The organism is Micromonospora sp. LOL_023, from assembly GCF_048060115.1.
Lineage (GTDB): Bacteria > Actinomycetota > Actinomycetes > Mycobacteriales > Micromonosporaceae > Micromonospora_E.
The window spans coordinates 19,922-45,658 of the sequence record NZ_JBHMIM010000053.1; the positions used below are offsets into that span (position 1 = coordinate 19,922).

Genomic DNA, 25,737 nt, shown 5'->3' on the forward strand with positions numbered 1-25,737 from the left:
GCGACAAACGACAGGAGTCCGCGTCCGATGTACGCGATCGTCAAGACCGGCGGCAAGCAGTACAAGGTCGCTGAGGGCGACGTGATCGAGGTCGAGAAGCTCATCGGTGCTCCCGGTGACGCGGTGACGCTTCCCGCGCTGCTCCTCGTCGACGGCGACGACTTGGTGACCGACGTGGCCAAGCTCGCCGAGGTCGCGGTGACCGGCGAGATCGCCGCCCACACCAAGGGTCCGAAGATCAAGATCCACAAGTTCAAGAACAAGACCGGATACCACAAGCGCCAGGGTCACCGTCAGCCGCTGACCCAGGTCAAGGTGACCGGCATCTCGAACGGGAAGTAGGCACCAGCAATGGCTCACAAAAAGGGTGCGTCCAGCTCGCGCAACGGCCGCGACTCAGAGGCCCAGCGCCTCGGGGTGAAGCGGTTCGGTGGCCAGGTCGTCAGCGCCGGTGAGATCCTCATCCGTCAGCGCGGCACCAAGTTCCACCCGGGTGACCTGGTTGGTCGCGGCGGCGACGATACGTTGTTCGCGCTGGCCGCAGGGTCGGTGCAGTTCGGCACCAGGCGCGGCCGCAAGATGGTCAATATCGTGCCGGCGGCGCAGTAGCAGCAAGGCTTCGGCGTCGCGGTGGTCGGCGCTTCGCGCGGCTACCACGACGCTTGTCGGGTAACGCGGCGAGCGGGCTGTGGACCAGAGGTCCCGGCCCGCTTTGTCGTGTTTGCTTAATTTCAACGGGGCCCAGGGTGGCAGACCCGCCGGCGGGACCGCCGTATCGAGGAGAGGACAGGGCCGTGACGACATTCGTCGACCGGGTCGTGCTGCACGTACTGGCGGGCAACGGTGGGCACGGCTGTGTCTCGATCCACCGCGAGAAGTTCAAGCCGTTCGGCGGCCCGGACGGGGGCAACGGTGGGCACGGCGGCAGTGTCATGCTGGTCGTCGACCCTCAGGTGCACACCCTGCTCGACTTTCATTTCCGGCCGCACGCCAAGGGGGAGAACGGCAAGGGTGGTGCTGGCGGCAACCGTGACGGTGGCAAAGGCGCCGACCTGGTGCTCAAGGTGCCGAACGGGACGAGTGTGCAGACCGTCGACGGTGAAGTGTTGGCCGACCTAGTCGGGTCGGGCACCAGCCTGGAGGTGGCCCGGGGCGGCCGGGGCGGCCGGGGCAACGCCGCGCTGGCCAACGCCCGGCGCAAGGCCCCCGGCTTTGCCGAACTCGGCGAACCGGGCGAGCAACTGGACATCGTCCTCGAGCTCAAGAGCGTGGCGGACGTCGGTCTGGTGGGGTTCCCGTCGGCCGGTAAGTCCTCGCTGATCTCAGTGATCTCAGCGGCCAAGCCCAAGATCGCCGACTATCCGTTCACCACCCTGGTGCCGAACCTCGGCGTGGTGCGGGCCGACGAACACACTTTCACGGTGGCCGACGTGCCAGGGCTGATCCCTGGAGCGGCCACCGGTAAGGGGCTCGGGTTGGAGTTCCTGCGGCACATCGAGCGGTGTGCGGTGCTGGCGCACGTGGTGGACACCGCGACGCTCGAACAGGGCCGGGACCCGATGGCCGACATCGACGCGATCGAGGCGGAGCTGGCCGCGTACGGCGGTCTGGCCGACCGGCCCCGGCTGGTGATCCTCAACAAGATCGACATACCGGACGGGCGGGCGATGGCCGAACTGGTCCGCGACGATCTGCGGGCCCGTGGCCTGGCTGTCTACGAGATCAGCACCGCCACCAGGGAAGGGTTGCGGGAGCTGACCTACGCGCTGGCCGAGCTGGTGGCGGCGGCGCGCGCCGCCGCGCCCGAGCTGGAGCCGACGCGAATCGTGTTGCGCCCGACCGCGGTCGACGACGCCGGCTTCACCGTCGAACCGGTGGCCGACGGCGAGTTCCGCATCCGTGGGGTCAGCCCGGAGCGGTGGGTGCGGCAGACGAACTTCGACAACGACGAGGCGGTCGGCTACCTGGCGGATCGGCTGACCCGGCTCGGCGTGGAGGACTCGCTGGCCAAGGCTGGCGCGCAACCGGGGGCGCTGGTGAAGATCGGTACGTGGGAGTTCGACTGGCGGCCCAGCCACTTCGCTGACGCCGAGTACGTTCCGGGCTCACGCGGCACTGACGTGCGGCTGGAGGAACAGTCGAACCGGCCCGGCGCGGCCCAGCGGCTGGCGGCCCGCAAGGCGCGCCGTCGCCAGCCCGGCGACCCCGTCGACGAGGTCGGCCCGGCCATCGCTGGTCCGGAGGTCGACTACGCGCTCGATTCCGATTCCGATTCCGACGACGGTCCGGGTTCGGATGCCGACACCGAGGTCGGTGTGGTCGGCGATCGGCGCTAGACCTCGGGCGTAGCCCTCGGCAGCGGCGAGACCCCGACGAAGGCCTGGCGGCGGCGTACTCGTGGATGACTCACCGTCACTGTCGGGTCGGTGTCATCCGGGTGTCGAGTTGTCGAAGCCGAGACGGATCCCGGCCAACTGGACGAAACCTCCAGGAAACGCGCGATGCCTATTGTGACTGAGTGTTAATAGAGCGTCGTTCGTCCACTGATCCGGAGGTTGCCGCCCTCGTCGCCACCCAGCAACGTGAGCTGGCGGAGGCGCAGCGGGTGGGCCGACCGGTCGATCCGGCCGCGTACCCGCTGCACGACGACGCCCACTACCTGGTCTGCGTGGTGAGCGGCCGAGCAGTGGCGTGCGGTGCGGTCCGGTCCCTGGACGGGCGGATCGCCGAGATCACCCGGATGTACGTGCGCCCGGCGTACCGAGGGCGGGGGATCGCGCGCCATCTGCTGACCGCGTTGGAGGAGTCGGCGTACGCTCTGGGCCACACGGTGTTGCGGCTGGAGACCGGCAGCTACCTGCCGGCGGCGTTGCACCTGTACGCCACGGCGGGCTACGCCCAGATCCCGGTCTACGGGGAGTACGTCGGCAACCCGTACAGCGTGTGCTTCGAGAAGCGGGCCCCGGTCGTCGCCGCATGACCCGTCCGCAGGCCTGGTCCGGTGGGTGATTCCGGTACGGAACAGGCTGGCTCACGTCGGGCGAATGGTGGAACGATGTCGGGTCATGAGCGATTCGCCGGTTCTGGATAGTCCCGAGGCTATCGATGCTCACCTCACCACCGCGATCGAGCGCTGGGAGCGGGGCCGTCGGGGCGTGCGCTTCGTACTGTGTGACGGTGAGGACCGGGTGCAGATCCACTGCCCGGTGGACGATCTGCCGCCACGGCCGGATCCGGCCGACTGCGCGCAGGCGATCGAGATCTTCGCCAGCGCGCTGGCAGATCGGTCCGGGAACGGCTCGATGCTGGTGGTGCTCACCCGGTCCGGGTCGAGCGCGGTGAGCGATCCCGATCGGGTCTGGTTCCACGCCGCGTACCAGGTGTGTGGCCGGGTCGGCGTGCGGCTGCTCGGCGTACACCTGGTGACCCCGGCGGACCAGCGACGGATCCTGCTCGACGACGCCCTCTGACCTCGGCGGCCCACGGCTGCAGCTGCGCCTGGGTCCTGCCCGGCAGTGTCAAACATGCTTGACATCGTGTCGGGTCTTCTTTACCTTGGTGATGTCAGGTTTTCTTTACATGAGGAGCATGTGGTGTCATACGAGGAGAAGGGCACCTGGGCGTTCCTGGTGACCACGCTGGGTACGTACGCGGGCTACGTCGTCGCCATCGTGCGCCGGGCCGACAGCGGGCCGCTGACCGCGGCGCCGTACGTGTCGACGATGCTCTGGGCGCTGGGCATCGCCGTCGTCGCCGCGATGGTCCTGCGGATCGTCGTCGAGATGGCCGTGCCGAGCGAGACGTACCAGATCGACGTCCGCGACAAGGACATCAACCGGCGCGGGGACTACGTCTCCGGGCTGGTCCTCTCGGTCGGAATGGTGCTGCCGCTCGGCCTGACCCTGGCCGAGCTCGACCACTTCTGGATCGCCAACGCCATCTACGCGGTGTTCGTGGTCTCCACCTCCATCGGCGCGATCGTCAAGATCGTCGCGTACCGCCGGGGGTGGTGAAGCGTGGGCAGAGAACCGACCAGGGTGACCAACTCGATCCGGGCCCTGCGCTTCACCAACGGGGAGATGACCCAGGCCGAGCTGGCCAAACGGCTCGGCGTCACCCGGCAGACCGTCATCGCCATCGAGCAAAGCAGGTACTCGCCCTCGCTGGAGATGGCCTTCCAGATCGCCCGCGTCTTCAAGGTCCCCCTCGACGAGGTCTTCCAGTACGCCGGCGACGAGCCGGCCTGACCACCCGTTCCACCATTCCCGTTACCCCTCACGGAGGAACGACCATGAAAGCGATCACTCAGGACTCGTACGGCGCACCGCAGGACGTCATGGTCCTGCGCGAGGTTCCCCGGCCGGTGCCGGGGGAGCACGACGTGCTGGTCCGCGTGCACGCAACGCCGGTCAGCGGCACCGACTGGCACCTCGTCCGAGGACTGCCGTACATTGCCCGGCCGGTCACCGGCTGGCGCCGGCCGAGGTCCCGGATCCCCGGCTACGACCTCGCCGGCACCGTCGTCGAGGCTGGCGCGGCGGTGACCAGCCTGCGACCCGGTGACCAGGTGTACGGCTGGGCCGCCGGCACCTTCGCCGAGTACGCGGCGGTGCCTGCGAAGCAACTGGCACAGATCCCGGCCACCCTCACCCTGGAGCAGGCGGCGGCGGTGCCGATCGCCGCCTTCACCGCCCTGCAGGCGGTCCGGGACGGAGCCGGTCTGCGGCCCGACAGCACCGAGGACCCTCGGCCAGCCGGTGACACGGGCCGCCGGGTGCTGATCACCGGGGCGTCCGGCGGCGTCGGGACCTACGCCGTGCAGTTCGCCAAGGCGTACGGCGCCCACGTCACCGGCATGTGCCGGACCAGCAAGATGGACCTGGTCGCCGGGCTCGGTGCCGACGAGGTCGTCGACTACACCGCCACCCCGCTGCGCGACCTCGGCCGCCGCTTCGACCTGCTTATCGACCTGTACGGCAACCCGTCGCTGGCCGAGGTCGCCCGGGTGCTGGTCCCCGGCGGCACTGTCGCCTACGTCGGCGGCACCGGCGGCCGGTGGTTCATGGGCACCGACCGGTGGCTGCGGGCGATGGTCGGCGCGCCACTGCGCGGGCTCAAGACCCGACCCGTGATCCACAAAGACAGCCACGACGATCTGGTCACCATCACCGGCATGATCGAATCAGGGGCGGTCCGACCAGTGCTGGACCGGACGTTCCCACTGGCCGAGGCGGCGGAGGCGATCCGCTACGTCACCGCCGGCGAGGTACGCGGCCAGGCCGTACTGCGCTGCGCCGACTGACCGCCGGTCACACCTCGGTCAGCACCTGGCGGCAACGCGCCGCGCGACCGGTCACCCGCTGGACCAGGCGGACCGGCAGTGTGCTGCCGAGCGAGCGGACCGCGTGGTCTTCGGCGGCGGCCGCGAAACAACCCGGGGTACGGGCTGCCAGAGCGTCCACCTGCGCCAGTACATCCTGTGCGTCGAGCCCGTTCTGTTCGGCGAACCGACGCCAGTGACGACCCCGGACAGCGTCGACCCGATATTCACCACCGATCCGCATCGCCATTCGCAGTTTCGGCAGATACATGTCGTCGTAAGGTAGCGCGCTGGCCACGTCGTAGAGCGGTGCCAGCCGCACCTGCGACCCGGCAAGTAGGAAAGAGTAGTTCTTTGCGTGCGCATCGGTGCCAGCGATGATCCAGTTGAACGCCAGGGCATCGACGAATCGGGAAATATGTTCGGCGGCGACCCCTGCCGGTCTGACTTCTCGTCGAAGTAGCTCGATGATCTGCTCGGGTGACGGCCCGCCTTCGTTCTGGTACTTCCGCATCGGCGCGATCGCGAGTGCCTGGCACGTGTCTTCCTGGTGGATCCGGTGCAACGCCCCATGGCTGTACCTGCGGTCGTACCGTTCGACGGCAATCGCTCGTTCGCCGCTGAAACTGACGATGTTCGACCGGGCAGCCGACAGCCCGGCAAGCCCAGCGGCCGCCAGGCAGAGGTGTTCGTTAAGGTCGTGCTCGTCCAGGCCGGTCACCGCTGGCTTGAGAATGTGTGTGGTCGGAACGGCGCCCCAGGGCTCGCCCCACCGTTGGCTCGCCTCGTCGAGATACAGCGCCGTCTTGGCCTGTGCGCCGGCTAGACTGAACTGTCCACTGTTGTTGATGTGCCACGATGTCGGGTCGTTTCTGAGGGTGCGGAGTCGAAGCTCCAGGTCGTCTGCTGTCAGCCAGTGGACGCCGCCATCACCGTCGACGGCCGCCTGCACGCGATCCTGGGTGACGAGTTGGGCCGCGCCAGCGCAGTCCTCGCCGACGTGTCGAAGAAGGGCGAACGGATTGCCGGCCGAGACCTGGTAGTCACGTGCCCAACGCTCCAGGACCCGCTCGTTGTCCGGTAACAGCCCCCACATCATCGTCCGCACCGCTGGATCATCGTGGGTACGATGTGGCAGCGGCATCGACAGGGATATCGGTGTGGCATCCTGTCTGGCCTGCCAGTCGTTCTCGTACGAGAACATGAACCGGCCATCACGCTGTTGGGTGATCACCCCGACCACGGAGCCGGCCATGATTGCGGTCAACGTCGTTGCGGCGCTCGTCTCAGTCTGCTCGGCCACGGCCACCCTCGAAGTCCTTCAGCAGCTCGTCCAGGTCGATGCCGTTTGCGCCGGGAGGAGGGAACGACACGTTCACGGTGGCACCCAGTGCGCTCAGGGTCCGCAGGGCCAGGCCGACCTCGGCTGACGTCTTTCCCGCCTCCAGGTCGGAAAGCCACCGTCGACTCACCCCCGCTTGCTGGGCAAGATGGGCCTGCGTCCAGCCCTTGTCCTGTCGGCTCTGGCGGACGAAGAGCCCGAGGTCTCGTGCGTCGCTGATTCGCATCCTGTTCCGATCGTGTGCGCGTACGTACCCAGGTTAGCTGTTGTGCGCGTTCGTGCTCAGCCTTTCTGCTGTGTACGTACGTGCTCATTCTTCGGGTTGTGCGCGTACGTGCACAGCAGTAGGGCTGGCGAGCGCGAATCCTGTCCGGGTGGGCTGGTGTAATGCCACGGTGAGCCGTGCGGTCGAGGAGTCCAACCGTCGGATGCTGCGCGCCCGGGACGCCATGGACCGGGCGTACGCCGAACCGCTGGACATTCCGACGCTGGCCCGGATCGCGTTCGTGTCGCCGGCACACTTCATCCGCACCTTCCGGGCCACGTTCGGCGAGACACCGCACCGCTACCTGCAGCGGCGCCGGGTGGAGCGGGCGATGTTCCTGCTTCGTGGCACCGAGCACAGCGTGACCGACATCTGCATGGCGGTCGGGTTCACCAGCCTCGGCACCTTCAGCCGGACGTTCCACGACATCGTCGGCGAGTCGCCGACGGCGTACCGTCGCCGGGCCGTCCCGCTCGGTGCGCCGGGCTGCTTCGCGATGGCCTACTGCCGACCCGCGTCACTTTTGGATAAGCCTGGGGGTACCGGCGGCGGTTAGCGTGGTCCCATGCTGAACAAGACGCGTATTTCGCACATTTTGGTCTTCGACCAGGATGAAGCGCTCGAGTTCTACGTCGGCAAGCTCGGCCTGGAGGTGGCCGACGACATCGACATGGGCTTCATGCGCTGGCTGACCGTTCGGGTGCCCGGCGACGACCCGGACCGGATCATTCTCCTGGAGAAGCCCGGCCCACCGGCGATGGACGCCGGCACCGCCGAGCAGGTACGCGAGCTGATCTCCAAGGGGGCGAGTGGATTCGCCGTCGGCTTCACCACCTACGACGCCCGCAAGACCTACGACGAGCTCAAGGCCAAGGGCGTCGAGCTGACCGACGGGCCGAACGAGCAGCCGTACGGCATCGACTTCGGTGGCCGGGACCCGTTCGGCAACAACTTCCGGATCGTCCAGCCGCCCACGGCCTGACCTGACTCGCCTCGGTGCGGTCGGCAGTCATGATCAGTTGACGAAAATTCGGCCGACACGCCGACGCTGTCCCGGTTTTTCGTCAACTGATCATGGCCTCGTCGACCCTGGGTACCAGATCACGACATCGATTTCCCTGGTCCGCTCCGCGAACCGGCCACTGTCCGATGACCGGGTCAGCAACTCGTGCAGCTCCGCCTGGAAAGCCGGCAGCCGATCGCCGAACAGGTGCGGAGCCGAGCTGGACAGGGAGAAGACCGCAGCGGCGACCTCGTCGACCGTACGTCCGACGATCTGACCGCCGCCGACGTCGAGCCGGGTCGGACCGGTGAAGCCGGCCCGGCGCATCACTTCCTCCTCGCCGGATCGGGTCCCGGCAGGCAGCCGGCCCTGCCCGGCCCGACGCACCGGCCCGAGGTAGCCGGCGACCAACTCGTCGATGCGGTCCCAGGGTGGGCGCGGGTGCGGGAGCGGATCGTCGCCGTCCACGCCACGATGGGTGCTGGCGTGGATGTGGACCCATGCGCCGTCCGGGTCGAGCATGCCGCGGACCCGGTCCGCCACCAGGTCCTGATCCATCCAGTGGAACGACTGGGCGAACGTGACCACCCGGAAGGTGCCGAGATCCGCCGGCAACTCCTCGGCCCGCAGCCGACGCCACTCGATGTTGATGGCGCCCACCCAGTCGGCGCGGCGGGCCGCCTCGGCGAGCATGTCGGCGTCCGCGTCCGCGTCGACGCCGAGCGCCGTCTCGAACAACGGCGCCAGCAGCAGCGTCGACGAGCCGGGGCCGCAGCCCACGTCGAGCAGCCTGCCCCGGCCGTCGAGACCGAGCGCGCTGCGGACGGCCTCAGCGAGAATCGACGGGTACGGCATCCGGCCGGCGGCGTAGTGCGTGGCGCTGCCGGCGTACAGGGTCTCGTCCCACTCCCAGCCGTCGGCCGACACTGTCGGTCAGCGGTGGTGCGCGGGGAGCGCGTCGAGGAACGCCGACCACGCTGCCGGGTCGAACCGCAGGACCGGGCCGGCCTGGTCCTTGGAGTCACGGACCCCGACCCCACCGCCCAGCGCCGCCACCTCGACACAGTCACCGCCGTTCTCGCCGCTGCGAGTGTTCTTGTGCCATTCGATCGGTACGTGCATGCCAGGCGGCCGCATCCTCCAACAGGAGGCCTCCGGTCAGGTGCTCGACGTACCCGACTGGTGGGTCCTCGGTCGATGGGAAGTCCAGCAGGACGAAGGGTCCGTAGGAACTGGCAAGTGGACCGGCGGCGAACGGCAGGATCTGGACTGTTGCCTGCCTGCGTTCGACTGCCCGGGTCAGCCTGGCCATCTGTTCCCGCATCACTTCCGGCGAGCCGACCTGGCAGTGCAGGGCCGCTTCGCTGAGGACGACGTGGTAGGAGACGGATCGTTCCTCTTCGAGTAGTTGCCGCCGACCGAGCCGTGCTTTGACCCGCCGGTCGACTTCGACGTCGGAGAGCTTCTGCCACGGCAGCCCGAGCACCGCGCGGGCGTAGTCCTCGGTCTGGAGCAGTCCGGGGACCACCTGCGGCTGGTAGGCCTGGATCAGCGATGCCTCGCCCTCGAAGCCGACAAAGGTTTCGAACCAGTCCGGGATGACATCCCGGTAGGAGTACCACCAGCCGCGTTTGGTCGCCTCCTTGGCGATCTGCACGATCGCTTCCGCCTCGTCACCTCGCACGTCGTAGACGGTGAGCAGGCCACGGACGATTGCCGGGTGCGCGGCAGCTCGCCGAGTAGCGGGCGTTCAACGCTGTCGTCGACGGCTGGACCGGGATGACAGGGGAGCGTTGTCGCATCGACCGGGCCGGCGTACCGCCGAATTTGGTTGCCGGACCGGGACGGCCTGCGGCGCTACCGCTCGGCTTCACCATGCACGTCGCCTTCGGCGCGCAGACCCTGGTCGACGCCCGCGAGCAGGCGGTGCGGTACGTGGCAGGGTTGGCGATCCTGCGGCCCGAGGTGGCGCTCGGCGTCGCCCGGCTGTCCTACGCGGACGCCTGGCACCTGGCCGAGTCGTTGTTCTGCGGGTCGGTCGGGCCGGACGGCGAGACCTGTGTCGACGTACTCGAACATCCCGGCTTCCATCGTGCGGCCGGGATCAACGCACTGAGCTGGGGTGAGGGCGACTCGTACTGAGACAAGATCGATGTGAGCGCTAGATACCCTAAAATCGCGGCGTAGGGTATCTAGCGCTCACATCGATCTTGGAAGTTGACGGTTCCGCGCGATCACGGAGTCAGTCCAGGTCGAACTCGCCGTCCTGGGCGCCGGCGACGAAGGCGTCCCACTCGGCCTGGGTGAAGACCAGGACCGGGCCGTCGGGCTCGGCCGAGTTGCGCATCCCGATCAGGTCGTCGACGAACGCGATCTCGACCGCACCCTCGGAGTCGTCCCCTTCGGCCCGCTGCCACACCGCACGGGACAGGTCGAAATCGCCCTTGGGGTGCTGCGCCATCGTCGACTCCTTCTGCACTGGAACACACGTGGGTGATGTCGGGCGGTACACGCCCGGTTACCGGCACAGGCTAACCCGCACCGGTCACCCGCCGTGCGGCAGGATGGTCGGATGCCGAGCCTGACCCGCGCCGAGGCCACCGAGCGCGCCGCGACGATCACCGTCGAGTCGTACACGATCGACCTCGACCTCACCGTCGGCGCGACCGAGTTCGTCTCGACCAGCACCATCGAGTTCCGGGCCACGCCGGGAGCGGCGACCTTCGTCGAGGTCGCCCCGGTGACGTTGCTCCGGGTACGGCTCAACGACGTCGACCTGGACCCGGCCACGCTCGACGACAAGCGGATCCCGCTGACCGGGCTGGCCGGGCGCAACACGCTGATCGTCGAGGCGCGGATGGCGTACTCGAACTCGGGGCAGGGGCTGCACCGGTTCGTCGATCCGGCCGACGGTGAGACGTACCTGTACGCGATGTCCTTCCTGGATGACGCGCCGAGCATCTTCGGCTGTTTCGACCAGCCGGACCTCAAGGCACCGGTGCGGCTGCGGGTCACCGCGCCACCGCAGTGGACGGTGGCGGCGAACGGACAGCCGGTCGGGCCGCCGGTGGACGGGCGGTGGGAGTTCGCGCCGACGCAGCCGCTGGCGACGTACTTCGTGACCCTGATCGCCGGTCCGTACCACGCGGTGCAGGCCGAGCACGACGGCGTCCCGCTGGCGCTGTACTGCCGGCGTTCGATGGCCGCGCACCTGGACGCCGACGCCGAGGAGATCTTCACCGTCACCCGGCAGTGCCTGGACCGGTTCCACGAGCTGTTCGAGGTGCGGTACCCGTTCGGCGGGTACGGGCAGGCGTTCCTGCCCGAGTTCAACGCCGGTGCGATGGAGAACCCGGGCCTGGTCACCTTCCGCGACGACTACGTCTTCCGGTCCGTGGTCACCGACAGCCAGCGGGAGACCCGGGCCACCACGATCGCCCACGAGATGGCCCACATGTGGTTCGGCGACCTGGTGACCATGCGCTGGTGGGACGACCTGTGGCTGAACGAGTCGTTCGCCGAGTACCTCGGGGTGCGGGTGACCGCCGAGGCGACCCGGTTCACCGATGCCTGGACCACGTTCGGCATCGTCCGCAAAGCCTGGGGGTACGCGGCCGACCAGCGGCCGTCGACGCACCCGGTGGCACCCGAGGAGGTCGCCGACGCGGCCCAGGCACTGCTCAACTTCGACGGCATCTCGTACGCCAAGGGCGCCTCGGTGCTGCGTCAACTGGTGGCCTGGCTGGGCGACGAGCCGTTCCTGGCCGGGCTGCGCGCCCACTTCGCCGCCCACCGGTTCGGCAACGCCACCCTGGCCGACCTGCTCGACGCGCTGGCCAGGGCGAGTGGACGCGACCTGTCCGGCTGGGCGGCGACGTGGCTGCGGCAGCCGCAGGTGAACACGGTCCGGGCCGAGGTGATCGTCGACGAGGCCGGCCGTTACCGCGAGGTGGCGGTGGTGCAGACCGCACCGGACAGCCATCCGGTGCTGCGTCCGCACCGGATCGGGCTCGGATTGTTCGACGCCGGTGTGACCGCCGACCAGCCGGTGGTGCGGCGTCGCCGGCTGGAGGTCGATCTCGACCCGGACACCGACGGCGGGCGGACCGTGGTGCCGGCCCTGGTCGGTGAGCCGGCGGCCGACCTGCTGCTGCCCAACGACGGGGACTTCACCTACGCCAAGGTGCGGTTCGACCCACGCTCGGCGGCGGCCCTGCCGGCGTTGCTTCCCGGACTGACCGACCCGTTGGCCCGTGCGGTGTCGTGGAGCGCGGTCCTGGACGCGGTCCGCGACGCACAACATCCGGTGGCCGGGCTGGCCGAGTTGATCGAGCAGGCCCTGCCGGCCGAGACCGTGGTGGTCGTGGTCGAAGACGTACAGCGGTTGAGCCTTGCACTGATCGACCGGTACGCGCACCCGGTGGATCGGCCGGCGCTGCTGGCCCGACTCGCCGCCGCCTGCACGCGGTTGCTGGCCACCGCCCCGTCGGGTGGCTCGGTGCAGTTGGCCGCCGCCCGTGGGGCGATCGCCGCCAGCGCCGACGTCGACTGGCTGCGCGGGCTGCTCGCCAGGCGGCACGTGCCGGCCGGTCTGGTGGTCGACGCGGAGCTGCGGTGGCTGCTGCTGTACCGGCTGGCGGTGCTGGGCGGTGTCGAGTCGGTGGAGATCGACGACGAGGCCGGGCGGGACCGTAGCGCGGCCGGCGAGCAGTGGGGGGCGCGGTGCCGGGCGGCGGTGCCGGACCCGGCCGGCAAGGATCGGGCGTGGCAGGCGATCGTCGGCGACGCCAGCCTGTCGAACCGGATCGTCGAGGCGTACGCGCAGGGTTTCTGGCAGCCGGAGCAGGCCGAGCTGACCGCGCCGTACGTCGATCGTTATGTCGCGGACATGCCGGCGGCGGCCCGGCTGAGGTCGGCGTGGGTCGCGGACCGGGTGGCGCAGGTGGCCTTCCCTCAGTACGCGGTGAGCGAGGCGAACCGGCAGGTCCTCGCCGGGCTGCTCGCCCACGACGATCTCACCCCAGGGCTGCGCCGGGTGGTCGTCGACGCCGTCGACGACCTGGACCGGGCGTTGGCAGCACGGCGGGGGTACGGTCCGGTCGCAGGCACCCGATAGTGTTGGCTACACCACGCGGCCGGTCGCCGGAGTAGATCATCGGCATACGATTCTTCGATGGACGTGGGTATCCGTCGGGTCGGGATCATGGGCGGGACCTTTGATCCGATCCATCAGGGTCATCTGGTCGCGGCCAGCGAGGTGGCCGAGCGGTTCGCGCTCGACGAGGTCGTCTTCGTGCCGACCGGGGATCCGTGGGAAAAGGCCGGGCTGACGGTGAGTTCCGCCGAGGACCGGTACCTGATGACGGTCATCGCCACGGCGTCGAATCCGCAGTTCCAGGTGAGCCGGGCGGACGTCGACCGACCGGGGCCCACCTACACCGTCGACACGCTGCGGGACCTGCAGGCGGCGTACGGGCCGAAGACGCAGTTGTTCTTCATCACCGGTGCCGACGCCCTGGAGAAGATCCTGTCCTGGAAAGACGCCGCGGCGATGTTCGAGTTGGCCCACTTCATCGGGGTCACCCGGCCGGGGTTCGAGTTGTCCGACGACCATCTACCGGCGGACACGGTGACCCTGGTGGAGGTGCCGGCGATGGCGATCTCGTCGACCGAGTGTCGGGCGAGGGTGGCCGCTGGCAAGCCGTTGTGGTACCTCGTGCCGGACGGTGTGGTGCAGTACATCGCCAAGCGCCGGCTGTACGACGCGGAATCTTCGGGGAGATAGTCCGAATATGTGGCGTCTTGGGCGCTGTGTCCGGATTTCCTGGTCGGCAGAGTGTGAGACGCTAGAACACCGAAGTCGTCTAGCTGAAGGAAGTGTTGTCGAGGTGATCCGATGAGCGCCTCAGAGCGCGCACGGGAGATGGCCCTCACGGCCGCCCAGGCCGCGGCCGACAAGAAGGCGCAGGACATCGTCGTCATCGACGTGGCCGACCGGATGGCGCTCACCGACGCCTTCGTGCTCGCCTCGGCACCCAACGAGCGGCACGTGCTGGCGATCGTCGACGCGATCGAGGAGAGCCTGGTCGGGCTGCCGGAGAAGGCCAAGCCGATCCGGCGGGAAGGCGACCGGGCCGGCCGCTGGGTGCTGCTCGACTTCAACGACATCGTCGTGCACGTCCAGCACGCCGAAGAGCGTGAGTTCTACGCCCTCGACCGGCTCTGGAAGGATTGCCCGGTCATTCCGTTCGTCGACCGGGATCTGGTCGAGGCCGAGGCGGGTGCCGCGGAGTGACCCGCCTGATCGTCTGGCGGCACGGCAACACCGACTGGAACGCCGCCAACCGGGTCCAGGGGCAGACCGACGTCGCACTCAACGACCTCGGCCGGGCCCAGGCCACCGCCGCCGCGCCGCTGATCGCGGCACTGCGGCCGGACGCCATCGTCGCCAGCGACCTGCAACGCGCAGTCGACACCGCAGCGGCCCTGGTCGCGCTCACCGGCCTGCCGGTGCGTTACGACCCACGGCTGCGGGAGCGGCACTACGGGCGCTGGCAGGGCCTCACCATGCCGACCATCGCGGAGCGGTTCCCCGCCGAGCACGCCCGCTGGCGCTCCGGTGACCAGGCACCCGGCTGCGAGGTGGAGAGCCTCGACGATCTCGGCAAACGCATGGGCGAAGCGCTTCAGGAGGCGGCCGACGCAGTGTCCGGCGGCACCGTCGTCGTCGCCACCCACGGCGGTGCGGCCCGGCAGGGCTGCGGCCAGCTGCTCGGCTGGGGCACCGAGGTGCTGCGTTCGGTCGCCCCGCTGCAGAACTGCCACTGGACCGAGCTGCGCGACGACCCGGTGCGGGGTTGGCAGCTGCGGGCGCACAACGTCGGCGTCACCAGCGCCCGGGACATTCCAGCGCCGGTCTGATCGCACAACTGGCGCTCGGACCGGCAACGACTGGTGATCATCGGCTACCGTGCCGGAATGCCAGTCGCGGTCGTCACCGACTCCACCGCCTACCTGCCCGATGAGCTGGCGGATCGGCACAGCCTCACTGTGGTGCCGCTGACCGTGGTGATCGACGATGTCGCCCGCCAGGAAGGCATCGACCTCACCCCGGCCGACGTCGCCGTCGCGTTGGCCAGCCGCCGCCCGGCGGTCAGCACCTCACGGCCCGCGCCGGAGCAGTTCGTCGAGACGTACCGGCGGTTGCTGGGACTTGACAGTCAGGACACCGCGGCGTCCGCGATCGTGTCGGTCCACCTGTCCGCAGGCCTGTCCGGCACGGTCGACGCCGCCCAACTGGCCGCCCGCGAGGTCGGATCGGACCGGGTGGTCGTGGTGGACAGCGGCTCGACCGGCATGGGGCTCGGCTTCCCCGCCCTCGCCGCCGCCACCGTCGCGGTCGCCGGTGGCGACCTGCGGCAGGTACGGTCGGCGGCCGCCGACACGGCCGCGCGGACCCGGACCCTGCTCTACGTCGACACCCTGGAACACCTGCGTCGGGGCGGTCGGATCACCGCCGCGTCCGCGCTGCTGGGCACCGCGCTGTCGGTCAAGCCGATCCTGCACCTGCGCGACGGGCAGATCGTGTTGCGGGACAAGGTCCGGACCGCCGCCCGGGCGCTGGCGAAGCTGGTGGACCTCGCCCACGCGGCCGCCGAGGACGCCCCGGCGGTCGACATCGCCGTGCACCACCTTGGCGACCCGGACCGCGCCGCCGAGCTGCGCGACCAGTTGGCCGACCGGCTCGGTGACCGGCTGCGGGACAGCTACCTGGCGGAGATCGGCGCGGTGGTGACCGCGCACACCGGGCCGGGTCTGATGTCGATCGTGGTGCACCGGCGCGCGGCCGCGCACTGACCGGACCGGGGCCGGTAGAAGTGCTGCCGTAGCAGATCGGGGCTGGTCCGGTCGTCCCGTCCACAGCTGCTGGCGTTGTCCACAGCCGGTGTCCGGGTGACGACGGCCGGCCCACTGCGGTGCCTAACTTCTGGGGCGTGACCGACGACGACACCGCCCGGCGGCGGCTGGCGGATCTGCGCCCTACGACCAGCCGCTGGCTAGATCGACCCGATCCTGTCGCTCCGCGTGACTCGGTTGGTTCGGCAGGCCCGGACTCCGAGCCCGACGACCCGGATTCGGCCGCACTGGAGCAGGGCGCGGAGATCGAGTCCGGTTCCGCGTACCGGCTCGCCGCCTTCGATCCGGGTAGCCGGGGCGTCAAGGCGTTGGCCGCCGTCGCCGTCGTGGTGGTGGCCGTCGCCGCGTTCCTGACCTGGCGGGCCCGGCCACAGGTCGACCCGGTGACGTCGGCGGACGTGCCGGCGGTCGCCAGTGCGCCGCCGGTCGGCGGTGACCAGCCGACCGCGGCGGCGTCAGTCGAGCCCACCGCTGGTGCCGGACCCGCCGTGGTGGTCGTGGCCGTGACCGGCCGGGTGCGCCGGCCCGGCCTGGTGACCCTGCCCGTCGGGGCGCGGGTGGCCGACGCGTTGGCCGCGGCGGGCGGCGCGTTGCCCGGCACCGACCTCGCCTGGCTCAACCTGGCCCGGCAGGTCACCGACGGCGAGTTGGTCGCGGTCGGCGTCACCCCGCCGCCTGGCGTGGCGCTCGGCCCGGGTGCGTCCGGTGGCGGTGAGCAGGCCGGCGGTGGCGGCAGTACCGCCGGTGGGGGCAAGGTCGACCTGAACAGCGCGACCCAGCAGCAACTGGAGACGTTGCCCGGGGTCGGGCCGGTGCTCGCCCAACGGATCATCGAGTACCGGCAGCGGGTCGGCGGGTTCGACTCGGTCGCGGATCTACGCAAGGTCAGCGGGATCGGCGACAGCCGGTTCGAGCAGCTGCGTGACCTGGTGACGGTATGAGCACCGGCCACCGGAGCCCTACCGAGGCACCGGACCTGCGGCTGGCCGGCTTCGCCGTTGCCTGTTGGCTGGCCGCGCTCACCGTCGTGTACGGCTCGGCCGCCCGTGGTCTGGCATTGGTGGCCGGTGGTGTCCTGGCCGCCGTCGGGCTGGTGGCCGGGATGTTCGCCGCCGACCGGGTGCGGCGCGGTCGACCGGGCCGGCCGGGTCGGGCGCGACCTCGCCGGCTGGGCGGGCCCGGCAGGTTCGGCTGGATCGGGGTCGCCCTGGCGATCGGGGTGGTCTGCGGCAGCGCCGCCGCCGCGACCCGGGTCGCCACCCGCGACGCCGATCCGCTCGCGACGCTGGTCCGGGACCGGGCGGCGGTCACTGTGGAGCTGATCATCCGCGATGATCCACGTCAGGTCAGGTCCGCCGTGGCGGGGCCCGCGCTGTGGCTGGTTCCTGTCCGGCTGGCCGACCTGTCGCTGCAGTCGGGCGCGGTGGCGTCCGTCGGCTCGTCGGTGGTGCGGGCCCGGCTGTTGGTGCTGGGCACCAGCGGCGGGTGGGCGGGGCTGCTGCCCGGCCAGCGGGTCCGGGTGGACGGCCGGCTCGCGCCGTCGCGTGGCGGCGACCTCAACGCGGGCGTGGTGTCCACGGCGGACGACCCGGTGCCTGTTGGTGTGTCGAGCTGGGCGCAACGGGCCGCCGGTGTGCTGCGTACCGGGCTGCAACGGGCCTGCGTGGGTCTGCACGACGAGCCGGGCGGACTGCTGCCTGGCCTGGTGGTGGGCGACACCAGCCGGCTCGACGTCGGTGTCGAGGAGGACTTCCGGGCGACCGGGTTGACTCACCTGGTCGCCGTGAGCGGATCCAACGTCGCCATCGCGGTCGGCTTCGTTCTGCTGATCATGCGCTGGTGCCGCGCCGGACCCGGGCTGACGGCGGCCGCGTGCACCGTCGCCCTGGTGGGTTTCGTGATCCTGGCACGTCCGTCGCCGAGTGTGGTGCGTGCCGGTGTGATGGGGGCGATCGGGTTGCTCGCCCTGGCTACCGGCCGACAGCGGGCGGCCCTACCGGCGCTGTGCACCACCATCGCGGTTCTCGTGATGATCGATCCGGAGCTTTCGGCCGACGCGGGTTTCGCCCTGTCGGTGCTGGCCACCGGTGGTCTTCTGCTGCTCGCGCCGCGCTGGCGGGACGCGATGACGGCCCGTGGGGTGCCCGCCGGCGCGGCCGAGGCGCTGGCGATTCCGGCGGCGGCGCAGTTGGCCTGCACTCCGGTGGTCGCCGGCCTGTCCGGGACGATCAGCCTCGTCGCGGTCCCCGCCAACCTGTTGGTGGTGCCGGCGATCGCCCCGGCGACGGTGCTCGGCGTGGCCACCGCGATCCTGTCACCGATCTGGCCGGTCGGTGCGCAGTGGCTCGCCTGGTTGGCCCACTGGCCAGCCTGGTGGCTGGTCGTGGTGGCCCGGTACGGAGCCAGGGTGCCGGCGGGTGCGCTGCCGTGGCCGGACGGAGTGACAGGTGCCCTGGCGCTGGCCGGTCTGACGCTCATCGTGCTGGTCCTGCTACGCCACGGGCTGGCCCGCAAGCTGTTGGTCGTCGTCGCGGTCGCGGCGGTGGTCGGTGCCCTGCCGGTGCGGCTGGTCGTCGCGGGCTGGCCGCCGCCGGGCTGGGTGGTGGCGGTCTGCGCGGTGGGACAGGGCGATGTGGTGGTGCTGCCGGCGGGTCCGCGTACCGCGGTCGTGATAGACGCCGGTCCGGAGCCGGCGGCCGCCGACCGATGCCTGCGACGTCTCGGGGTACGGGTGGTTCCGCTGCTGGTCGTCAGTCACTTCCACGCCGATCACGTGGCCGGGGTCGGCGGCATCCTGCGCAACCGGCGGGTCACCACCGTCGCCACCACCGGGTGGCCGGAGCCGGCCGCCGGCCGGGACGCGGTCACGATGGCGGCGGCCGGCCGGGGTGTCGCGATCGGCGCGGTGCCGGCCGGCTGGACGTTCCGGCACGGGTCGGTGGAGTTGACGGTGCTCGGCCCGACCGAGTCGTTCTCCGGGACAAGGTCCGACCCGAACAACAATTCGTTGATGGTGCTCGCCGTCGTCCGAGGCGTGCGCATCCTGCTGACCGGCGATGCCGAGCACGAGTCGCAGCGTGCGTTGCTCGACCGACTCGGTCCGGCGGGGCTGCGGGCGGACGTGTTGAAGGTGGCGCATCACGGTTCGTCGTTTCAGGAGGTGGATTTCCTGGATGCCGTCGATGCGGCGGTGGCGGTCGTCCCGGTGGGCACCGGCAACCGCTACGGCCATCCGGATCCCGGGGTGCTCGCCCGATTGTCGGCAGGTGGGGCCCGGGTGCTTCGCACCGATGTCGACGGTGATCTGGCGGTGGTGTGGCGCGACGGTCGACTCGCGGTGTCGACCCGCCGGTTGACCGCCGTGGACGGGGCCTCGTGAGCCGGTACCGAGTCGAGATGTCGTCCTGATCCGTGGCTGTTCGAGAGCAGTCAGGTCAAATGTCCCTATTATCAGAGAGTGATCGAACCGCTACTGAGGGAAAAGTTGGGGGTTGTTGCCGTCGCTACGGACCGTGCGAATATGGCGGGCGTGAATCTTGCCGTGCTGCCCCCCCTCGTGCTGGTGCTGGGTGACGAGGAACTTCTGGTCACCCGTGCGGTGACCGAAGCCGCCCAGGCCGCCCGCGCGGCCGACCCCGATGCCGACGTGCGCGAGTACGAGGCGGGCGTGGTAGCCGCCGGCGAGGTGGCCGAGATGCTGAGTCCGTCGCTGTTCGGGGGGCGGCGGCTGTTGATCCTGCGCGGCGGCCAGGACGCCCGCAAGGACCTGACCACCGCCCTGCTCGGCTACGCCAAGCAGCCGGACCCGGAGGTGACCTTGCTGGTGACACACGCCGGCGGGGCCAAAGGCAAGTCGTTCGCCGACGGACTACGCGCCGCCGGTGCCACCGTGGTTCCGGCAGTCAAGCTGAAAGGCCACCGCGAACGGGTCGCCTTCGTCCGGGAGGAGTTCCGCCGCGCCGGCGGCAGATGCGCCGAGGACGCCGCCGAGGCGCTGCTCGCGGCCGTCGGCAACGACCTGCGGGAGCTTTCCGCCGCCTCAGCACAGCTGATGGCGGACACCGGCGGCCGGATCGACGCGCAGACCGTGGCCCGCTACTACCGGGGCCGGGCCGAAGTCAGCGGCTTCACCGTGGCGGATGCGGCGATCATCGGGGACGTCCCCGGGGCGTTGGAGGCGCTTCGATGGGCACTGCACGTCGGAGTCGACGCGGTGCCGATCGCCGACGCGTTGGCCGACGGTATCCGTACGGTCGCCCGGGTCACCTCGGCCGGCCGAGGAAGTCCGTACCAGCTGGCGAGCAGTCTCGGCATGCCCGCGTGGAAGATCGAGCGAGCCCAACGACAGGGCCGGGGTTGGAGCCCTGAGGGCCTGGTCGACGCGATGCACGCCGCTGCCCGGTGCAACTCTGACGTCAAAGGCGGCTCCGACGACCGTGGCTACGCCCTGGAACGGGCGGTGGTCGCGGTCGCCCAGGCACGGCGTACTGGTGGTGATCGACGGTGAGAGTGTCGGAGGTCGAGCCGGTTGCCGACGACGACGGCGAGGAGTTCCAGCCGCCGATCTACGCCCGCGCGCTGCGGCTACGGTACGTACAGCCGGGCGGGTTGGCCTGCCTGGTGTTCTTCGAGGGCAGCTTCGTCGTCGGTGTACTGCTGGCTCTCGCGGAGCTCATTGCGTGGTGGGGCATATTCGTACTTCCGGTCGCCGTCGCGATCATGGTCAAGATCAACGACTTCGTCGCGGGTGTCGTGGAGCGCTCGGCCGACCTGGTGCCCGAACGAGAGCAGGAGCTGTTCCGCCGCGAGGTGGTACCGGCGGTGGGACGGACCCCGAGGCCCGTGGTCGGTGACCATCCCGGGATCGGCCGCCCCGCCGCCGGGCTCGGTCCGGGCATTCGGATCCGCCACCTCGGTGGGGCGCACTCCACGGCGACGGCGCCCGCCCACGCGGCGTTGGCCGCACCTACTGTCCTGCTGGAAGCGCTGCAGATCGACCCTGCCACGACCGCCGCCCTCGGGGCGCCGACCGTGCTGCTCGAGGTGGTGCAGGCCGGCTCGGCTGGCAGCGGCACGCGGGGCCCCGGCGGCAGTTGACCCTCGCGCCAGGTCCGCTCGACCGGCGAGCGGGTCCGGTTCAGTCGCGCAGTGGGTCAGTCTTCAATCGCGCAGTGGGTCAGTCGAGTCGTGGACGTATGACGAGGAGCAGGGCCGGTCCGCAGACCGGCCCTGCTCCTCGTCATACGTCAGGTGGTGACCGTGCTCGTCAGGAAGCGAGCGCCTGCAGGCGCTTGGCGATCGCCGACTTGCGGTTCGCCGCCTGGTTCTTGTGGATCACGCCCTTGCTGACCGCCTTGTCGAGCTTGCGGCTCGCCTCCCGCATCAGCGCCTGAGCCTGCTCGTTGTCGCCGGTGGAGCTGGCCTCGTTGAACTTGCGGACGGCGGTCTTCAGCGCCGACTTGACAGACTTGTTGCGCAGCCGACGCTTCTCGTTCTGCCGGTTGCGCTTGATCTGGGACTTGATGTTCGCCACGCGACAGCCTCGCCCTGCTCATCCGAAATCGAAACGACCAAAATGACAACTCACCTGCGGCGCCACCCGGCCACCAGTGCATGCTGGCGGCACGTGTCGCCACGCGCGAAAAGCCAGGCTACCAGTTCATCCCCGCGGCGACCAAAACGGCCCATCCCAGCCGCGTCGCGCCGCCAGCCAGGCCAGCGCCGTCTCGCCGCTGAACTGCTGGTGCGCCTGGGCGTACGGGGAGGCCCCGGTCGGTTCGGCGGCCGACCGGGTCAGCCAGTAGCCGGCGAGTGCGGCGAGTGCGGCGTCCAACCCGCCTGCAGGCGCGCCGGCCGCCGTCGGATGGGCGGCGAACAACGCGTCGGCGTCCAGCCCGCTGGCGTACGCGGTGACCAGCAGACTCGCCGTGTCGAACCACGCGGGGCCGTGACACAACCAGGTCCAGTCACAGATCCACGCCATGTTCGCCCGGTCGACGAGCAGATTGTCCAGCCGTAGGTCCCCGTGGATCACCGCGGCGTCGAACACCAGGTCGGGCAGGGTTGCCTCCAGCGCCGCCAGCTCGGGGAGCCACTGCCGCAGGAACCGGTCCGGCCCACCCCCGGCCGCCAGCCGTGGATTGGATCCACCGCCGGACACCAGCGGCGGAAGGGCCTCCCGGCCCGCGTGGATCTCCTGCCACCAGGCCAGGTCCGTGCGAACCAGATCCGCCAGCTGCGGCAGACCGACCCCGACCAACCCGGCCGGTGGTCGCCGCAGCGCGGCCGCCGCGCTGGCCCAGGCGGCCAGGGCGGCGTTGAGTTCCTCCGGCGCCCAGGGCAGCGCGGGCATTCGTCCGTCGACCGCGTCGAGGCAGAGCACGAAGTACCCGGCGGTGGTCAACGTCCAGCGTGGCCGGGCCGCAGGCACCGCGGGTGGCAGCTCCGCGGTCAGCGCCGCCTCCCGGGCGTACCAGTCACTCAGATGGCGCTGCTCGACCAGCGACGCCGCCTTGACGAACACCCGCTCGCCGGCGGCAGTGGTCAGCACGGCGGCGAACCCACGGGTGAACCCGCCACCGGCGCTGGTCGCCCAGGTCACCGGACTGCCGAGTCGACCGGAGATCGCCGCCCGCAAGTCGGGGGGAAGATCCGCCCAGGTGGGCCGGACCGCTGTCGCGTCGTACTGGATCGCGGGCAACCGCACTGTAGCCACCCGTCCATCCTGCCGCGCCGACGGCGGTTCTCCGGCTATCCGGCGGCGGCGATTTGCGGGGTGGGCATGGCCACCATCGTGGGCGGCCGAGGCGTGGGAACATGGTGATCGGCCGGCGGCGACGCCAGCTGACCCGATGTCACTCCAGCCGAGCAGAACGGACCACCGTGCCACCGACGCCCGACTCCGGCGTGAACGCCCCCGGCGCCACCGATCCCGGCCGTATCAGGAACTTCTGCATCATCGCCCACATCGACCACGGAAAGTCGACCCTCGCTGACCGGATGCTCCAGCTCACTGAGGTCGTCGACCCCCGGCAGATGCGGGCGCAGTACCTGGACCGGATGGACATCGAGCGGGAACGCGGCATCACGATCAAAAGCCAGGCGGTACGGATGCCGTGGACCGTCCGTGCCGGCGATCGCCAGGGCGAGACCGCCGTGCTCAACATGATCGACACCCCGGGGCACGTCGACTTCACCTACGAGGTGTCCCGGTCGCTCGCCGCCTGTGAGGGAGCGGTGCTGCTGGTGGACGCGGCCCAGGGAATCGAGGCGCAGACCCTGGCCAACCTCTACCTCGCGCTGGAGAACGATCTGCACGTCATCCCGGTGCTCAACAAGATCGACCTACCGGCGGCGCAGCCGGACAAGTACGCCGAGGAGCTGGCACACTTGATCGGCGGCGACCCGGCCGACTGCATCCGGGTCTCCGGCAAGACCGGCGAGGGTGTCTCGTACCTCCTCGACGAGATCGTCCGCCAGTTCGTCCCGCCGGTCGGTGACGCGGCCGCACCGGCCCGCGCGATGATCTTCGACTCGGTGTACGACGTCTACCGGGGCGTGGTCACCTACGTCCGGGTCATCGACGGGCGGATCGAGGCGCGGGACCGGATCAAGATGATGTCCACCGGTGCGGTCCATGAGCTGCTGGAGATCGGGGTGATCTCGCCGGAGATGCTCAAGGCCCAGGCGTTGGGTGTGGGTGAGGTCGGTTACCTGATCACCGGGGTCAAGGACGTCCGGCAGTCTCGGGTCGGTGACACGGTCACCATCAACAGCCGACCGGCGGCGGAGTCACTCGGTGGCTACAAGGATCCCAGGCCGATGGTCTACTCCGGCCTGTACCCGATCGACGGATCCGAGTACCCGGCGTTGCGCGAGGCGCTGGACAAGCTCAAGCTCAACGACGCCGCGCTCGTCTACGAGCCGGAGACCTCCGGGGCGCTCGGGTTCGGCTTCCGCTGCGGCTTCCTCGGCCTGCTGCACCTGGAGATCATCAGGGAGCGGTTGGAGCGGGAGTTCAACCTCGACCTGATCTCCACCGCCCCGAACGTGGTTTACCGGGTGCTGATGGACGACGGTGACACGATCACCGTCACCAACCCCAGCGAGTACCCGACCGGCAAGATCGCCGAGGTGTACGAGCCGGTGGTCCGCGCCACGGTGCTGACGCCCAACGACTTCGTCGGAGCGGTGATGGAGCTCTGCCAGGGCCGCCGCGGCTCGCTGCAGGGGATGGACTATCTCTCCGCCGACCGGGTGGAACTGCGGTACACACTGCCCCTCGCCGAGATCATCTACGACTTCTTCGACCAGCTCAAGAGCCGGACCAAGGGCTACGCCTCGCTGGACTACGAGCCCACCGACGAGCAGCCGGCCGACCTCGTCAAGGTCGACATCCTGCTGCACGGCGAGCCGGTGGACGCGTTCAGCGCCATCGTGCACAAGGACAAGGCGTACGGCTACGGCACGAGCATCGCCGCGAAACTGCGCAGCCTCATCCCGCGTCAGCAGTTCGAGGTCCCGATCCAGGCGGCGATCGGCGCCCGGGTGATCGCCCGGGAGACGATCCGGGCGATTCGCAAGGACGTGCTGGCCAAGTGCTACGGCGGTGACATCAGCCGGAAACGCAAACTGCTCGAGAAGCAGAAGGAAGGCAAGAAGCGAATGAAGATGGTCGGTCGGGTGGAGGTCCCCCAGGAGGCGTTCATCGCCGCCCTGTCGTCCTCCGACGGCGGTGCTACCGAGGGGAAGGGCGGCAACAAGCGGTGAGCCCGCCGGACCCGGGGGGCGTGCCGTCAGGCGCGGCCCGCGGCTATGGGCCGGCGGCGGCGTACTGCCCACGGTGTTCAGCCGCGCTGCCCGGGCCGCCGCCGTCCCGCTGCCTTCGTTGTGCCTATCAGCTGTTCGACAACGCGCGGCCGGCGGTCAACGTCGTCGTGCTCGACCCGGGCGGCACCCGGTTCCTGGCGATCAGGCGGGCACGACCACCGCGGGCCGGCCACTGGGAGACACCAGGCGGATTCTGCGACGGTGCCGAACATCCGCGCGTGGCGGCGGCGCGCGAGTGTCGGGAGGAGCTGGGCGTCGAGATCGAGCTCGGCGACCTGGTCGGGCTCTACCTGGGCGAGTACGAGTTCCAGGACGAGACGCTGACGGTGCTCGAGTGCTTCTATCTGGCGACCGTACCGGGTGGCCAGCTGCGACTCGACCCCGCCGAGGCGACCCAGCTGGCCTGGTTCGCGCTGGACGACCCGCCGCCGCTGGCCTTCGCCACCATGGACGCGGCGGTACGGGACCTCGCGGCATCCGCGAGGGCGGCACGGGACCCGAACGGATCCTCCGGCCGATGAGGCAGTTTTCCGTCGCCGCCGATCAATCGGTTTGGTTGTCGACAGGGCCGGGAACATAGCGGTCACCAACGACAACGCGACATCTCCGACGAGGAGGAAGAACAATGACTGTTGCCGGCATCATCTCCGCGCTCATCATCGGTCTGATCATCGGTGCGCTCGGCCGGTTGGTCGTGCCCGGGAAGCAGAACATCCCGATCTGGCTCACGATCCTGATCGGTATCGGTGCGGCGCTGCTGGGCACCGTGATCGCCCAGGCCGCCGGCTTCGCGACCACCTCCGGGTTCGACTGGCGGGAGTTCTTCCTGCAGGTGGTGCTCGCCGCCGTGGGTGTCGCACTGGTGGTGGGAGTCAGCAGCCGGCGCAGCGTGAGCCGGTACTGACCGGCCACGGCGACTTGTGACGGACGGCAGTGGGACCGGCGTCGGCGACTGACCTGGACATCCTGGTCGGCCGCCGACGCCGGTCCCAGTGAGCCTTTGCGAGTAACGGTCCGCGACTGGGTGTAGTGCCGGTACTCGGCTCAGGTGGTTCGGTTGT

The 25,737-nt window shown here is 70.0% G+C and carries 31 protein-coding genes; 23 read left to right on the top strand and 8 right to left on the bottom strand.

What is annotated here, in order from left to right:
* The first annotated feature begins 27 nt into the window (after nucleotides 1–27).
* The 8 genes from rplU to ACFHVL_RS24450 all read left to right on the top strand — a co-directional run bounded on the left by rplU (nucleotide 28) and on the right by ACFHVL_RS24450 (nucleotide 5,302).
* Complete coding sequence (gene rplU / locus ACFHVL_RS24415) at nucleotides 28–342, top strand: 50S ribosomal protein L21 (RefSeq protein ID WP_416630763.1); 315 nt, start codon at nucleotides 28–30, stop codon at nucleotides 340–342.
* Nucleotides 343–351: 9 nt separating this feature from the next.
* Nucleotides 352–609 carry a 50S ribosomal protein L27 gene (rpmA, locus tag ACFHVL_RS24420; protein ID WP_416630764.1) on the top strand — a complete coding sequence of 86 codons (258 nt, stop codon included), beginning with the start codon at nucleotides 352–354 and terminating at the stop codon, nucleotides 607–609.
* Nucleotides 610–794: 185 nt separating this feature from the next.
* Nucleotides 795–2,336 (top strand): GTPase ObgE, encoded by a 1,542-nt coding sequence (gene obgE, locus ACFHVL_RS24425; protein ID WP_416630765.1) that lies wholly within the window; start codon nucleotides 795–797, stop codon nucleotides 2,334–2,336.
* A 182-nt stretch (nucleotides 2,337–2,518) separates the two neighbouring features.
* A complete protein-coding gene (locus ACFHVL_RS24430; protein WP_416630766.1) occupies nucleotides 2,519–2,980 on the top strand; it encodes a GNAT family N-acetyltransferase in 462 nt (153 codons plus the stop codon).
* Between the two features lie 85 nt (nucleotides 2,981–3,065).
* Entirely contained in the window at nucleotides 3,066–3,470 is a 405-nt protein-coding gene (locus ACFHVL_RS24435) for a hypothetical protein (RefSeq protein WP_416630767.1), read from the top strand.
* 123 nt (nucleotides 3,471–3,593) lie between these two features.
* Complete coding sequence (locus tag ACFHVL_RS24440) at nucleotides 3,594–4,013, top strand: hypothetical protein (protein WP_416630768.1); 420 nt, start codon at nucleotides 3,594–3,596, stop codon at nucleotides 4,011–4,013.
* A gap of 3 nt (nucleotides 4,014–4,016) precedes the next feature.
* Nucleotides 4,017–4,247 (top strand): helix-turn-helix transcriptional regulator, encoded by a 231-nt coding sequence (locus tag ACFHVL_RS24445; protein WP_416630769.1) that lies wholly within the window; start codon nucleotides 4,017–4,019, stop codon nucleotides 4,245–4,247.
* A gap of 44 nt (nucleotides 4,248–4,291) precedes the next feature.
* A complete protein-coding gene (locus ACFHVL_RS24450; protein WP_416630770.1) occupies nucleotides 4,292–5,302 on the top strand; it encodes an NAD(P)-dependent alcohol dehydrogenase in 1,011 nt (336 codons plus the stop codon).
* Nucleotides 5,303–5,309: 7 nt separating this feature from the next.
* Here the strand turns inward: ACFHVL_RS24450 and ACFHVL_RS24455 are convergent, their stop codons facing one another.
* Both ACFHVL_RS24455 and ACFHVL_RS24460 read right to left on the bottom strand, forming a co-directional pair.
* A complete protein-coding gene (locus tag ACFHVL_RS24455) occupies nucleotides 5,310–6,623 on the bottom strand; it encodes a type II toxin-antitoxin system HipA family toxin (RefSeq protein WP_416630771.1) in 1,314 nt (437 codons plus the stop codon).
* The gene (locus tag ACFHVL_RS24460; RefSeq protein ID WP_416630772.1) at nucleotides 6,607–6,888 is read right to left on the bottom strand and encodes a helix-turn-helix domain-containing protein; all 282 of its coding nucleotides are present in this window, start codon (nucleotides 6,886–6,888) and stop codon (nucleotides 6,607–6,609) included. The genes ACFHVL_RS24455 and ACFHVL_RS24460 overlap by 17 nt, the downstream gene beginning before the upstream one ends.
* Nucleotides 6,889–7,057: 169 nt before the next feature.
* Between ACFHVL_RS24460 and ACFHVL_RS24465 the strand changes: the two genes are divergently transcribed.
* Together ACFHVL_RS24465 and ACFHVL_RS24470 are read left to right on the top strand one after the other, a co-directional pair.
* Complete coding sequence (locus ACFHVL_RS24465) at nucleotides 7,058–7,483, top strand: helix-turn-helix domain-containing protein (protein WP_416630773.1); 426 nt, start codon at nucleotides 7,058–7,060, stop codon at nucleotides 7,481–7,483.
* A gap of 9 nt (nucleotides 7,484–7,492) precedes the next feature.
* Nucleotides 7,493–7,909, top strand: coding sequence for a VOC family protein (locus ACFHVL_RS24470; protein ID WP_416630774.1), 417 nt, complete (start codon nucleotides 7,493–7,495; stop codon nucleotides 7,907–7,909).
* 90 nt (nucleotides 7,910–7,999) lie between these two features.
* Here ACFHVL_RS24470 and ACFHVL_RS24475 read toward each other — a convergent pair whose 3' ends face one another.
* From ACFHVL_RS24475 to ACFHVL_RS24485, 3 genes are read right to left on the bottom strand one after another with little or no spacing between them, the layout of a single operon-like run.
* Nucleotides 8,000–8,857, bottom strand: a complete 858-nt coding sequence (locus ACFHVL_RS24475) for a class I SAM-dependent methyltransferase (RefSeq protein WP_416630775.1) — start codon at nucleotides 8,855–8,857, stop codon at nucleotides 8,000–8,002.
* 6 nt (nucleotides 8,858–8,863) lie between these two features.
* Nucleotides 8,864–9,052 carry a DUF397 domain-containing protein gene (locus ACFHVL_RS24480; RefSeq protein ID WP_416630776.1) on the bottom strand — a complete coding sequence of 63 codons (189 nt, stop codon included), beginning with the start codon at nucleotides 9,050–9,052 and terminating at the stop codon, nucleotides 8,864–8,866.
* Nucleotides 8,997–9,614, bottom strand: coding sequence for a DUF5753 domain-containing protein (locus ACFHVL_RS24485; protein ID WP_416630777.1), 618 nt, complete (start codon nucleotides 9,612–9,614; stop codon nucleotides 8,997–8,999). The genes ACFHVL_RS24480 and ACFHVL_RS24485 overlap by 56 nt, the downstream gene beginning before the upstream one ends.
* A gap of 95 nt (nucleotides 9,615–9,709) precedes the next feature.
* Here ACFHVL_RS24485 and ACFHVL_RS24490 point away from each other — a divergent pair, with 95 nt between their 5' ends.
* The gene (locus ACFHVL_RS24490) at nucleotides 9,710–10,072 is read left to right on the top strand and encodes a hypothetical protein (RefSeq protein ID WP_416630778.1); all 363 of its coding nucleotides are present in this window, start codon (nucleotides 9,710–9,712) and stop codon (nucleotides 10,070–10,072) included.
* Nucleotides 10,073–10,172: 100 nt separating this feature from the next.
* Here ACFHVL_RS24490 and ACFHVL_RS24495 read toward each other — a convergent pair whose 3' ends face one another.
* Nucleotides 10,173–10,391 (bottom strand): DUF397 domain-containing protein, encoded by a 219-nt coding sequence (locus tag ACFHVL_RS24495; RefSeq protein ID WP_101371446.1) that lies wholly within the window; start codon nucleotides 10,389–10,391, stop codon nucleotides 10,173–10,175.
* A 111-nt stretch (nucleotides 10,392–10,502) separates the two neighbouring features.
* On the opposite strand from ACFHVL_RS24495, the gene pepN reads away from it, so the two are divergent.
* The 9 genes from pepN to ACFHVL_RS24540 all read left to right on the top strand — a co-directional run bounded on the left by pepN (nucleotide 10,503) and on the right by ACFHVL_RS24540 (nucleotide 20,944).
* Nucleotides 10,503–13,046 carry an aminopeptidase N gene (gene pepN, locus ACFHVL_RS24500; RefSeq protein WP_416630779.1) on the top strand — a complete coding sequence of 848 codons (2,544 nt, stop codon included), beginning with the start codon at nucleotides 10,503–10,505 and terminating at the stop codon, nucleotides 13,044–13,046.
* Nucleotides 13,047–13,103: 57 nt separating this feature from the next.
* Complete coding sequence (nadD, locus tag ACFHVL_RS24505) at nucleotides 13,104–13,715, top strand: nicotinate-nucleotide adenylyltransferase (protein ID WP_416630780.1); 612 nt, start codon at nucleotides 13,104–13,106, stop codon at nucleotides 13,713–13,715.
* Nucleotides 13,716–13,826: 111 nt separating this feature from the next.
* Complete coding sequence (gene rsfS / locus ACFHVL_RS24510) at nucleotides 13,827–14,225, top strand: ribosome silencing factor (RefSeq protein WP_326552429.1); 399 nt, start codon at nucleotides 13,827–13,829, stop codon at nucleotides 14,223–14,225.
* Nucleotides 14,222–14,851: a histidine phosphatase family protein gene (locus ACFHVL_RS24515; RefSeq protein WP_416630781.1), complete on the top strand. Its 630-nt coding sequence runs from the start codon at nucleotides 14,222–14,224 to the stop codon at nucleotides 14,849–14,851. Before rsfS ends, ACFHVL_RS24515 begins: the two co-directional genes overlap by 4 nt.
* Nucleotides 14,852–14,908: 57 nt before the next feature.
* Nucleotides 14,909–15,787 carry a DegV family protein gene (locus tag ACFHVL_RS24520; protein WP_416630782.1) on the top strand — a complete coding sequence of 293 codons (879 nt, stop codon included), beginning with the start codon at nucleotides 14,909–14,911 and terminating at the stop codon, nucleotides 15,785–15,787.
* A gap of 287 nt (nucleotides 15,788–16,074) precedes the next feature.
* The gene (locus tag ACFHVL_RS24525) at nucleotides 16,075–16,788 is read left to right on the top strand and encodes a ComEA family DNA-binding protein (protein WP_416630792.1); all 714 of its coding nucleotides are present in this window, start codon (nucleotides 16,075–16,077) and stop codon (nucleotides 16,786–16,788) included.
* Nucleotides 16,785–19,226 (top strand): ComEC/Rec2 family competence protein, encoded by a 2,442-nt coding sequence (locus ACFHVL_RS24530; protein ID WP_416630783.1) that lies wholly within the window; start codon nucleotides 16,785–16,787, stop codon nucleotides 19,224–19,226. The genes ACFHVL_RS24525 and ACFHVL_RS24530 overlap by 4 nt, the downstream gene beginning before the upstream one ends.
* Before the next feature lie 141 nt (nucleotides 19,227–19,367).
* The gene (holA, locus tag ACFHVL_RS24535; protein WP_416630784.1) at nucleotides 19,368–20,354 is read left to right on the top strand and encodes a DNA polymerase III subunit delta; all 987 of its coding nucleotides are present in this window, start codon (nucleotides 19,368–19,370) and stop codon (nucleotides 20,352–20,354) included.
* Complete coding sequence (locus ACFHVL_RS24540; protein ID WP_416630785.1) at nucleotides 20,351–20,944, top strand: hypothetical protein; 594 nt, start codon at nucleotides 20,351–20,353, stop codon at nucleotides 20,942–20,944. The genes holA and ACFHVL_RS24540 overlap by 4 nt, the downstream gene beginning before the upstream one ends.
* A gap of 169 nt (nucleotides 20,945–21,113) precedes the next feature.
* On the opposite strand, the gene rpsT is transcribed toward ACFHVL_RS24540, so the two are convergent.
* Nucleotides 21,114–21,380, bottom strand: coding sequence for a 30S ribosomal protein S20 (rpsT, locus tag ACFHVL_RS24545; RefSeq protein WP_326552435.1), 267 nt, complete (start codon nucleotides 21,378–21,380; stop codon nucleotides 21,114–21,116).
* A gap of 126 nt (nucleotides 21,381–21,506) precedes the next feature.
* Nucleotides 21,507–22,562 carry a phosphotransferase family protein gene (locus ACFHVL_RS24550; protein ID WP_416630786.1) on the bottom strand — a complete coding sequence of 352 codons (1,056 nt, stop codon included), beginning with the start codon at nucleotides 22,560–22,562 and terminating at the stop codon, nucleotides 21,507–21,509.
* 167 nt (nucleotides 22,563–22,729) lie between these two features.
* Here ACFHVL_RS24550 and lepA point away from each other — a divergent pair, with 167 nt between their 5' ends.
* From lepA to ACFHVL_RS24565, 3 genes are all read left to right on the top strand, one after another.
* Nucleotides 22,730–24,616, top strand: coding sequence for a translation elongation factor 4 (gene lepA / locus ACFHVL_RS24555; RefSeq protein ID WP_416630787.1), 1,887 nt, complete (start codon nucleotides 22,730–22,732; stop codon nucleotides 24,614–24,616).
* Nucleotides 24,613–25,197 carry an NUDIX hydrolase gene (locus ACFHVL_RS24560; protein WP_416630788.1) on the top strand — a complete coding sequence of 195 codons (585 nt, stop codon included), beginning with the start codon at nucleotides 24,613–24,615 and terminating at the stop codon, nucleotides 25,195–25,197. The genes lepA and ACFHVL_RS24560 overlap by 4 nt, the downstream gene beginning before the upstream one ends.
* Nucleotides 25,198–25,301: 104 nt before the next feature.
* Nucleotides 25,302–25,580: a GlsB/YeaQ/YmgE family stress response membrane protein gene (locus tag ACFHVL_RS24565; RefSeq protein WP_416630789.1), complete on the top strand. Its 279-nt coding sequence runs from the start codon at nucleotides 25,302–25,304 to the stop codon at nucleotides 25,578–25,580.
* Nucleotides 25,581–25,737: the final 157 nt, after the last annotated feature.

Coding starts and splice junctions, on each gene's coding strand:
- rplU (WP_416630763.1), top strand. CDS start 28: ATGTACGCGATCGTCAAGACCGGCGGCAAGCAGTACAAGGTCGCTGAG.
- rpmA (WP_416630764.1), top strand. CDS start 352: ATGGCTCACAAAAAGGGTGCGTCCAGCTCGCGCAACGGCCGCGACTCA.
- ACFHVL_RS24435 (WP_416630767.1), top strand. CDS start 3,066: ATGAGCGATTCGCCGGTTCTGGATAGTCCCGAGGCTATCGATGCTCAC.
- ACFHVL_RS24450 (WP_416630770.1), top strand. CDS start 4,292: ATGAAAGCGATCACTCAGGACTCGTACGGCGCACCGCAGGACGTCATG.
- ACFHVL_RS24460 (WP_416630772.1), bottom strand. CDS start 6,888: ATGCGAATCAGCGACGCACGAGACCTCGGGCTCTTCGTCCGCCAGAGC.
- ACFHVL_RS24470 (WP_416630774.1), top strand. CDS start 7,493: ATGCTGAACAAGACGCGTATTTCGCACATTTTGGTCTTCGACCAGGAT.
- ACFHVL_RS24480 (WP_416630776.1), bottom strand. CDS start 9,052: ATGCACGTACCGATCGAATGGCACAAGAACACTCGCAGCGGCGAGAAC.
- ACFHVL_RS24490 (WP_416630778.1), top strand. CDS start 9,710: ATGACAGGGGAGCGTTGTCGCATCGACCGGGCCGGCGTACCGCCGAAT.
- ACFHVL_RS24495 (WP_101371446.1), bottom strand. CDS start 10,391: ATGGCGCAGCACCCCAAGGGCGATTTCGACCTGTCCCGTGCGGTGTGG.
- pepN (WP_416630779.1), top strand. CDS start 10,503: ATGCCGAGCCTGACCCGCGCCGAGGCCACCGAGCGCGCCGCGACGATC.
- nadD (WP_416630780.1), top strand. CDS start 13,104: ATGGACGTGGGTATCCGTCGGGTCGGGATCATGGGCGGGACCTTTGAT.
- rsfS (WP_326552429.1), top strand. CDS start 13,827: ATGAGCGCCTCAGAGCGCGCACGGGAGATGGCCCTCACGGCCGCCCAG.
- ACFHVL_RS24520 (WP_416630782.1), top strand. CDS start 14,909: ATGCCAGTCGCGGTCGTCACCGACTCCACCGCCTACCTGCCCGATGAG.
- ACFHVL_RS24530 (WP_416630783.1), top strand. CDS start 16,785: ATGAGCACCGGCCACCGGAGCCCTACCGAGGCACCGGACCTGCGGCTG.
- holA (WP_416630784.1), top strand. CDS start 19,368: ATGGCGGGCGTGAATCTTGCCGTGCTGCCCCCCCTCGTGCTGGTGCTG.
- ACFHVL_RS24565 (WP_416630789.1), top strand. CDS start 25,302: ATGACTGTTGCCGGCATCATCTCCGCGCTCATCATCGGTCTGATCATC.